The organism is Streptomyces sp. NPDC002994, from assembly GCF_040611155.1.
Lineage (GTDB): Bacteria > Actinomycetota > Actinomycetes > Streptomycetales > Streptomycetaceae > Streptomyces.
This window is the reverse complement of sequence record NZ_JBEXNQ010000020.1, coordinates 1-8,734: the sequence shown is the minus strand read 5'-3', so window position 1 is coordinate 8,734 and position 8,734 is coordinate 1. Positions and strand designations below refer to the sequence as shown.

General features: G+C 69.7%; 7 protein-coding genes and 1 pseudogene. 3 read left to right on the top strand and 5 right to left on the bottom strand.

Annotation, left to right across the window (positions count from 1 at the left end):
- Positions 1-43 precede the first annotated feature (43 nt).
- From ABZX79_RS25220 to ABZX79_RS25200, 5 genes are all read right to left on the bottom strand, one after another.
- Positions 44-1,102, bottom strand: a complete 1,059-nt coding sequence (locus ABZX79_RS25220) for a 2-oxoacid:ferredoxin oxidoreductase subunit beta (protein WP_355261910.1) — start codon at positions 1,100-1,102, stop codon at positions 44-46.
- A complete protein-coding gene (locus ABZX79_RS25215; protein WP_355261907.1) occupies positions 1,095-3,077 on the bottom strand; it encodes a 2-oxoacid:acceptor oxidoreductase subunit alpha in 1,983 nt (660 codons plus the stop codon). The genes ABZX79_RS25220 and ABZX79_RS25215 overlap by 8 nt, the downstream gene beginning before the upstream one ends.
- A gap of 225 nt (positions 3,078-3,302) precedes the next feature.
- Positions 3,303-3,962, bottom strand: a complete 660-nt coding sequence (locus tag ABZX79_RS25210) for a response regulator transcription factor (RefSeq protein ID WP_355262258.1) — start codon at positions 3,960-3,962, stop codon at positions 3,303-3,305.
- Between the two features lie 130 nt (positions 3,963-4,092).
- On the bottom strand, positions 4,093-5,457 hold the full coding sequence (locus tag ABZX79_RS25205) for a sensor domain-containing protein (RefSeq protein ID WP_355261904.1): 1,365 nt from the start codon (positions 5,455-5,457) through the stop codon (positions 4,093-4,095).
- Between the two features lie 104 nt (positions 5,458-5,561).
- Positions 5,562-6,851 (bottom strand): sensor domain-containing protein, encoded by a 1,290-nt coding sequence (locus tag ABZX79_RS25200; RefSeq protein ID WP_355261901.1) that lies wholly within the window; start codon positions 6,849-6,851, stop codon positions 5,562-5,564.
- Positions 6,852-7,048: 197 nt separating this feature from the next.
- Between ABZX79_RS25200 and ABZX79_RS25195 the strand changes: the two genes are divergently transcribed.
- The 3 genes and pseudogenes from ABZX79_RS25195 to ABZX79_RS25185 form a co-directional block, all read left to right on the top strand.
- Positions 7,049-7,441, top strand: a complete 393-nt coding sequence (locus tag ABZX79_RS25195; RefSeq protein ID WP_093799593.1) for an NADH-quinone oxidoreductase subunit A — start codon at positions 7,049-7,051, stop codon at positions 7,439-7,441.
- Positions 7,432-8,046 (top strand): NADH-quinone oxidoreductase subunit B family protein, encoded by a 615-nt coding sequence (locus tag ABZX79_RS25190; protein WP_355261898.1) that lies wholly within the window; start codon positions 7,432-7,434, stop codon positions 8,044-8,046. Before ABZX79_RS25195 ends, ABZX79_RS25190 begins: the two co-directional genes overlap by 10 nt.
- A gap of 14 nt (positions 8,047-8,060) precedes the next feature.
- Positions 8,061-8,639 (top strand): annotated as a pseudogene (locus ABZX79_RS25185) (NADH-quinone oxidoreductase subunit C); the annotation flags it as partial.
- Positions 8,640-8,734 lie beyond the last annotated feature (95 nt).

The following is an 8,734-nucleotide window of genomic DNA, read 5'->3' as shown; positions in this document are numbered from 1 at the left end:
CGGCCGGCACCGGGCGCCCCTCCTGCCGAACAGCACAGCAACGTCAGCCGACGACAGTCCAGGTGTCATTGCCCGCGAGCAGCGCACCCAGATCGCCCTTGCCGTTCTGCTCTATGGCGGCATCGAGCTGGTCGGCCATCAGCGTGTCGTAGACCGGCCGGTCGACACTGCGCAGCACCCCGATGGGGGTGTGGTGCAGCGTGTCCGGGTCGGCGAGGCGCGAGAGCGCGAACGCCGTCGTGGGCGAGGCGGCGTGCGCGTCGTGGACCAGGACCTGCGACTCGTTCTCGGCGGTCACCGCGACGACCTTCAGATCGCCGGTGGCCGTATCCCGTACGACCCCCTTCGAGCCCTCGGCCCCGAAGCGGATCGGCTGCCCGTGCTCCAGCCGGATCACGGCCTCCTCGGCCTGCTGCTTGTCCTTGAGGACCTCGAAGGCGCCGTCGTTGAAGATGTTGCAGTTCTGGTAGATCTCCACCAGCGCGGTGCCGGGGTGGTCGGCGGCCTGCCGCAGCACCTCGGTGAGGTGCTTGCGGTCGGAGTCGACCGTACGGGCGACGAAGCTGGCCTCGGCGCCGATCGCCAGCGACACCGGATTGAAGGGCGCGTCGAGCGAGCCCATCGGCGTCGACTTGGTGATCTTTCCGAGCTCGGAGGTCGGGCTGTACTGGCCCTTGGTCAGCCCGTAGATCCGGTTGTTGAAGAGCAGGATCTTCAGGTTGACGTTGCGCCGCAGCGCGTGAATCAGATGGTTGCCGCCGATCGACAGCGCATCACCGTCACCCGTCACCACCCACACGCTCAGGTCACGCCGCGACGAGGCGAGGCCGGTCGCGATCGCCGGGGCGCGGCCGTGGATGGAGTGCATCCCGTACGTGTTCATGTAGTACGGGAAGCGGGACGAGCAGCCGATCCCGGAGACGAAGACGATGTTCTCCTTCGCCAGCCCGAGCTCGGGCATGAAGCCCTGCACGGCGGCCAGGACGGCGTAGTCACCGCACCCGGGGCACCAGCGCACTTCCTGGTCGGACTTGAAGTCCTTCATCGACTGCTTGGCCTCGGCCTTGGGCACCAGCGAGAGTGTCTCGTTCGCCTTAGGCATCGTTGGCCTCCTTGAGGGCCGTGGCGAGCTGCTCGGCCTTGAACGGCATTCCGTTGACCTGGTTGTACGAGTGGACGTCGACCAGATATCTCGCTCTGAGCAGCATCGCCAGCTGTCCGAGGTTCATCTCGGGCACGACCACCTTCTCGTAACGCCCCAGGACCTCACCGAGATTCCGGGGGAACGGGTTGAGGTGGCGCAGGTGCGCCTGCGCGATGGGCGTCCCGGCCGCACGCAGCCGGCGTACGGCAGCCGTGATCGGCCCGTACGTCGAGCCCCAGCCCAGCACCAGCATCCTGGCGTTGTCGGGGTCGTCCACCTCCACGTCCGGGACCGCGATGCCGTCGATCTTGGCCTGGCGGGTGCGGACCATGAAGTCGTGGTTGGCCGGGTCGTACGAGATGTTGCCCGTGCCGTCCTGCTTCTCGATGCCGCCGATACGGTGTTCCAGGCCCGGAGTGCCGGGCACCGCCCACGGACGCGCCAGCGTCTGCGGGTCACGCTTGTACGGCCAGAACACCTCGGTGCCGTCGGCCAGCTCGTGGTTCGGTCCGGTCGCGAACTGCACGCGCAGGTCCGGCAGCTCGTCGATCTCCGGGATCCGCCACGGCTCGCTGCCGTTGGCCAGGTAGCCGTCGGACAGCAGGAACACCGGCGTCCGGTACGTCAGCGCGATCCGGGCCGCGTCCATGGCCGCGTCGAAGCAGTCGGCGGGGGTCCTGGGCGCCACGATGGGCACCGGGGCCTCACCATTGCGGCCGTACATCGCCTGGAGCAGGTCGGCCTGCTCGGTCTTGGTCGGCAGCCCGGTCGACGGGCCGCCGCGCTGGATGGCGACCACCAGCAGTGGCAGCTCCAGGGACACCGCGAGGCCGATGGTCTCCGATTTCAGCGCCACACCGGGACCCGAGGTGGTGGTCACCGCGAGCTGCCCGCCGAAGGCGGCACCCAGCGCCGCGCCGATGGCCGCGATCTCGTCCTCGGCCTGGAAGGTCCGTACGCCGAAGTTCTTGTGCTTGCTGAGTTCGTGCAGGATGTCGGAGGCCGGGGTGATCGGGTACGAGCCCAGGTACAGCGGCAGGTCCGCCTGCCGGCTCGCGGCGATCAGGCCGTACGACAGCGCCAGGTTCCCGGAGATGTTGCGGTACGTCCCCGGGGGGAACGCCTTGGTCGCCGGGGCGACCTCGTAGGAGACCGCGAAGTCCTCGGTGGTCTCGCCGAAGTTCCAGCCGGCCCGGAACGCCGCCACGTTGGCCTCGGCGATCTGCGGCTTCTTGGCGAACTTGGTCCGCAGGAACTTCTCGGTGCCCTCGGTCGGCCGGTGATACATCCACGACAGCAGGCCCAGCGCGAACATGTTCTTGCTCCGCTCGGCCTCCTTCCGGGACAGGCCGAAGTCCTTGAGCGCCTCGATCGTCATCGTCGTCAGCGGCACCGGATGGACGTTGTACGCCGCCAGGGAGCCGTCCTCCAGCGGAGACGTCTCGTAGCCGACCTTGGCCATCGGGCGCTTGGTGAACTCATCGGTGTTGACGATGATTTCGGCGCCGCGCGGCACGTCCGCGATGTTCGCCTTCAGCGCGGCCGGGTTCATCGCCACCAGGACATTGGGCGCGTCGCCGGGCGTCAGGATGTCGTGGTCGGCGAAGTGCAGCTGGAAGCTGGATACGCCCGGCAGGGTGCCGGCGGGCGCCCGGATCTCGGCGGGGAAGTTCGGCAGCGTCGACAGATCGTTTCCGAAGGTCGCCGTCTCCGAAGTGAAGCGGTCGCCAGTGAGCTGCATACCGTCACCGGAATCACCCGCGAAACGAATGATCACCCGGTCCAGGCGGCGGACCTCTTTTTCGGACCGTTCCTTTCCGGACACTCTCCGGGTCTGCGTGCTGCGCTGTTCCCCGACGACGGTGTCGTTCATTCCGTCGGCACCATCGGATCCGTCGGCCTTCTCGGCCGGGCTACTGACCTGGCTGGTCACTGAACTGGACCTCCCTCGAGGCGGCTGCTCGGGGCCGGCCGGCCAGCCGGTGGCCCCAGGGCCCACCCTACGTCGCTAAGGGTGTCCTTCCCTGGGTCTATCACATACTGGACCCCGTTTTGAGACGTGCTATTGCCCTGTTTCGCCATGATTCATTCGCCCCCCGGCGTTCTGCTCGATGACGCTCCGTGCTCATCCTTTGGTTCTAGGACCCGGCTGTGTCTTCTAGGTCTTCAGGTACGTCAACACCGCCAGCACCCTCCGGTGATCCCCGTCGCTGGGCGAGAGTCCGAGCTTAAGGAAGATGTTGCTGACGTGCTTCTCGACCGCGCCGTCACTCACCACCAGTTGCCTGGCGACCGCCGAATTCGTCCGGCCCTCGGCCATGAGGCCCAAGACCTCCCGCTCGCGCGGGGTCAACCCGGCCAGGACGTCCTGCTTCCGGCTGCGGCCCAGCAGCTGCGCCACGACCTCGGGGTCCAGCGCGGTCCCGCCCTGGGCCACCCGGACGACGGCGTCCACGAATTCACGCACTTCGGCCACCCGGTCCTTGAGCAGATAGCCCACGCCCCGGCTCGACCCGGCCAGCAATTCCGTCGCGTACTGCTCCTCGACGTACTGCGACAGCACCAGGACACCGATGCCCGGGTAGTCCTTGCGCAGCCGCACCGCCGCCCGCACGCCCTCGTCGGTGTGCGTCGGCGGCATCCGTACGTCCGCGACCACCACATCCGGCAGCTCGCCCTGCGACGCCAGATCCCCCACTGTCTTGATCAGCGCTTCCGCGTCCCCGACACCCGCGACGACGTCGTGTCCGAGATCGGTCAGAAGCCGGGTCAGGCCCTCCCGAAGCAGCACTGAATCCTCGGCGATGACGACCCGCACCCTGTCCACCACAGCCCTGAAGCCCCCAGCAATTGAATCCCTCTCCGTTCCATCGAACGCAGAGCCCCAGCATCCCAGTATCAGGACCAACAGGCGCCCAGGTCGGGGGAATACAGGGGAATGGCGCGGGTCAGCCGCGCCAGGGGAGCTCCGCCGTGACCGTGGTCGGCCCGCCCGCCGGCGAGTCGACGACCAGGATTCCGTCGACCGCGTCCAGCCGCTCCGCGAGCCCGGCCAGGCCCGAGCCGGCCGCCGTGTCCGCCCCGCCCCGCCCGTCGTCGCTCACCTGGAGCATCAGCCGGTCGGCCGTCTGCCACACCTCGACCGTCGCCCGGGACGCCCGCGCGTGCTTGCTGACGTTCTGGAGGAGTTCGGAGACGGTGAAGTACGCGATGCCCTCGATGGCCGGGGCCGGCCGCGCCGGAAGGTCCACTTCCACCCGCACCGGCACCGTGCACCGGGAGGCCACCGCGGAGAGCGCCGCGTCCAGGCCGCGGTCGGTCAGGACGGCCGGGTGGATGCCCCGGGCCAGGTCCCGCAGCTCCTGAAGCGCGATCTTCACCTCGCCGTGTGCCTCGCCCACCATGCGCGCCGCCGCCTCCGGGTCGTGCGTCAGCTTCTCCTTGGCCAGTCCCAGATCCATCGCGAGGGCGACGAGCCTGGCCTGCGCACCGTCGTGCAGATCGCGCTCGATGCGCCGCAGGTCGGCCGCCGCGGTGTCGACGACGACGCCCCGGTCCGACTCCAGCTCGGACACGCGGGTGGCGAGCCGGGACGGGCCGAGCAGCCCGGCCACCATCACCCGGTCCACGGTCGCCAGGCCGCGTATGAGCCAAGGGGTGGCGAGGGTGATGAGCAGGCCGAACGCGCTGGTCGCGGCGAGTTCGACGGGCTGGTCGAGGTAGATGTGGTGGGTGCGGTCGCCGTACAGCTGAATGCCGTCCACGCCGGCGTACGCCGGGAACACCCCGTACCACAGCGGGTACGTGAGCATGGCCCAGCCGAACGACCACAGGACCAGCGACACGGTGAAGGCGAATATCGCCCACGGCATGTGGAGTACGGCGTACAGCAGATGGCGCCAGGACGTCCCGCTCTTGAGCATCGCGCCCATCCAGGCCATCGGCCCGCCCCCGCCCCCGTCCCCGCCACCCGGCGTGGCCCGCACGGGCGCCGGGTCCGCCACGTCCAGCTTGAGCAGGGCTCTGGCGCGGGCTCGCTCCAGCGCTCCGAAACCGCGGCAGCCGGCCAGGCACGCCGCCAGTACCGGTACGCCCAGGAAGGTGATCAGCAGGCCCATGCCCAGTGAGGTCATGGTGACCGCGAAGGTGAAGAGCACCACGCTGAGGGGGAGGCTGAGCATCAGGTAGCCGAGCTCGCGCCAGGTCCGGGCCTCGAACGGCGCGCGCAGCGCCGGGGGAAGGAAGTGCCTCTTCGGGGGGTGGCCCGCGGGCTCCCACTGGTCCCGGGTCTGCGGTGCGTACTCCGTGGCCATCGCTGCCGTCCGTTTCTGCTCTGGTACTGCTCTGGTGGTGTGGGTGAGCGGCGCTCGAGTAACTCAAGGATGGCGGGGCGGGGAGACGGGGACCATGAGGCCGGTCACCGTTTCTGACCGGGGGTTTTCCCCACCCCGGCCACCGCACCCTTGGCCGCTGCCGAAGCCCCGTCCCGGTCTCGGTGTCGGTCCCGGTCCCGGTCCCGCCACGGCAGCTCGGCCGTCACCGTCGTCGGCCCGCCCGCCGGGGAGTCGAGGACGAAGAGCCCGTCCACCGCGCCGAGCCGGTCGGCCAGACCGGCCATGCCCGTGCCGCCGTCCAGCCGCGCACCGCCGCGCCCGTCGTCCCTCACCTGGATCAGCAGCCGCTCCCCGCTCCGCCACACATCCACGGATACGGACCGCGCCCCGCTGTGCTTGCTGACGTTCTGCAGCAGCTCGGAGACCGTGAAGTACGCGATGCCCTCGATCGCCTCCGCCGGACGCGCCACCAGGTCGACGGTGACCCGCACCGGAGCCGTGCAGCGCGACGCGATCGACGACAGCGCCGCGTCCAGACCGCGGTCGGTCAGCACGGCGGGGTGGATGCCGCGCGCCAGATCACGCAGCTCCTGCAACGCCAGCTTCACCTCGCCGTGCGCCTCGTCGACCATCGCCGCCGCGGCGACGGGGTCCTTGAAGTCGCCGGTCAGCTTCTCCTTCGCCAGGCCGAGCCCCATGGCGAGCGCCACGAGCCTGGCCTGCGCCCCGTCGTGCAGATCGCGTTCGATACGCCGCAGGTCGGCGGCCGCGGTGTCGACGACGACGCCCCGGTCCGACTCCAGTTCGGCGATCCGCCGCTCCAGTTCGTCGGAGGGGCAGAGCAGGCCGCGGACCATCGCGCGGTCGGCATTGGTCATCGCCCGCGCCAGAAACGGCAGCACCGGCCACAGCACGAAGAGCCCGGTCAGCGTGACCGCGAAGGTCAGTACGCCCCAGGGCAGCCGGATGAACGCGTACAGCGCGGTCCGCCACCCCACCGGATCCTTCAGGCCCGCCCACAGCCACGCCAGGAAACCGCCCGGCCGCCGCCCCGCGGCCGCCGGGCTCGGCTCATCGACGTACACGCCGAGCAGGCTCCGCGCCCGCGCCCGTTCGACCGCGCCGAACCGGCGCGCCGCCAGCAGCCCCGCCGCCAGCAGCGGCAGGCCGATCACCGTGACCGAAAGTCCGCACCCGAGGGCGAGAACCACCACGGTGAGTACAAAGCCGAAGACAGCCATCGGCAGGTTCAGGAGGAGGTGCGCGATCTCCTTCCAGGTGTCGGAGCTGTACGGGAAGCGCACGGGCCGGGGTCGGCCGGACCGGTTTGACCGGTCGTAATCTGGGAGATGGTCGCTCGCGCCGGCAGTCATGATGCTCAGCCTGCCGGGCCCCGACCACGGATGCCATGGGGTAACTGGGTGCGCGGAAGTAGGGATAACCCCACCACTGCGTGAGACGGCTGCTTACCCGGCTTTTACCAGGGCCTAGACTCCCGTGCGTACAGATCGTCGAACGAGGCTGACGCAACCGACGCAGCCGACGCAGTCAGGGAGCGAGAGGGGCGGACGTGCCGGAACCGACGGTTCTCGCGGACGGGTACTTCCAGAGTTACTCGGTCGTCGGACTGCTCGCAGTCGTCGGCGTCCTCTTCGTCGCCGTGGCCTTCGGGGCCGGGCGGCTGCTGCGGCCTGTCGTGCCGACGCCGGAGAAGCTGCTGACGTACGAATGCGGCGTGGACCCGGTGGGCGAGGGCTGGGCGCACACACAGGTCCGCTACTACGTCTACGCCTTCCTGTACGTGATCTTCGCCGTCGACTCGATCTTCCTCTTCCCCTGGGCGACGGTCTTCGCCGCGCCGGAGTACGGCGCGACGACCCTGGTCGAGATGTTCATCTTCCTCGGCTTCCTGGCCGTGGGACTGCTGTACGCATGGAAGAAGGGCGTCCTCGAATGGACGTGACCCGCGTGACCCCCGTAGACCTCCCCGAGCCGACGCTGCTGCCTGAGCCCAAGCGGCTGGGAGCTCTCGCCCGCCTCGCGCCCGAGCCGATGAAGGTGGTCCTGAACTGGGGCCGCCGCTACAGCCTCTGGGTCTTCAACTTCGGTCTCGCCTGCTGCGCGATCGAGTTCATCGCCGCGTCAATGGCGCGCCACGACTTCATCCGGCTCGGCGTGATCCCCTTCGCGCCGGGGCCGCGCCAGGCCGACCTGATGGTCGTGTCGGGGACGGTCACGGACAAGATGGCCCCGGCCGTGAAGCGCCTGTACGAGCAGATGCCCGAGCCGAAGTACGTCATCTCCTTCGGCGCCTGCTCGAACTGCGGCGGGCCGTACTGGGACTCGTACTCGGTGACGAAGGGCGTGGACCAGATCATCCCGGTCGACGTGTACGTACCGGGCTGCCCGCCGCGGCCCGAGGCGCTGCTCCAGGGCATCCTCAAGCTCCAGGAGAAGATCGCCCGGGAGTCGCTGAGCGAGCGCTACGGCCACGGGCGGCCCTCGACTGCGGCCCTGCAGAGCGGCCTTGTAGCGCCGCCGCCGGCCCCGGGGGAGGCGGCGAAGTGAGCGAGAGGCCCAACATGACGGCGTACGACAGCCTGCCCGACGCCGTCACCGAGATCTTCGGCGAGGAAGCGACCGCCGAGCGCAGCTACGAACTGCTGACGGTCGACGTCCCGATCGGCTCATGGATCGCGGCCCTCGAAATCGCGCGCGACAAGCTGGGCTGCACGTACTTCGACTGGCTGAGCGCGGTCGACGAGCCGGGCACGGGCTTCCGCGTCTGCGCCCACGTAGTCGCCCTGGAACCCCGTACGGTCCGACGCCTCCTCCTGCGTACGACCGTCCCGCACTCGGCGCCCGCCGTGCCCTCCGCCGTGGAGATCTACGCGGGCGCGGAGTGGCACGAGCGGGAGACGCACGAGATGTTCGGCGTCGACTTCACCGGCCACCCGCACCTCGTGCCACTCCTCCTCCCCGACGGCTTCGAGGGCCACCCGCTGCGCAAGGACTTCGTCCTGGCGGCCCGGGTCGCCAAGGCGTGGCCCGGCGCGAAGGAGCCGGGGGAGTCGGACCACGGCGGCCCGAAGCGCCGCCAGATGCTGCCGCCGGGCGTACCCGACCCGAACGAATGGGGCCCCCAGAAGGGCCAGCTCCCGCCGGTCGCGGGCACGCGGCTGTCAATGTCGGACGGTGAGGTGTGCGAAGCCGGCGTGTGTGCGTGATCATCGAGTGATGAGCCCCGAAATCCGCC

Excerpts from the sequence above, each read along its gene's own strand:
- ABZX79_RS25200 (WP_355261901.1), bottom strand. The coding sequence starts at position 6,851 with ATGACTGCCGGCGCGAGCGACCATCTCCCAGATTACGACCGGTCAAAC.
- ABZX79_RS25205 (WP_355261904.1), bottom strand. The coding sequence starts at position 5,457 with ATGGCCACGGAGTACGCACCGCAGACCCGGGACCAGTGGGAGCCCGCG.
- ABZX79_RS25190 (WP_355261898.1), top strand. The coding sequence starts at position 7,432 with ATGGACGTGACCCGCGTGACCCCCGTAGACCTCCCCGAGCCGACGCTG.
- ABZX79_RS25220 (WP_355261910.1), bottom strand. The coding sequence starts at position 1,102 with ATGCCTAAGGCGAACGAGACACTCTCGCTGGTGCCCAAGGCCGAGGCC.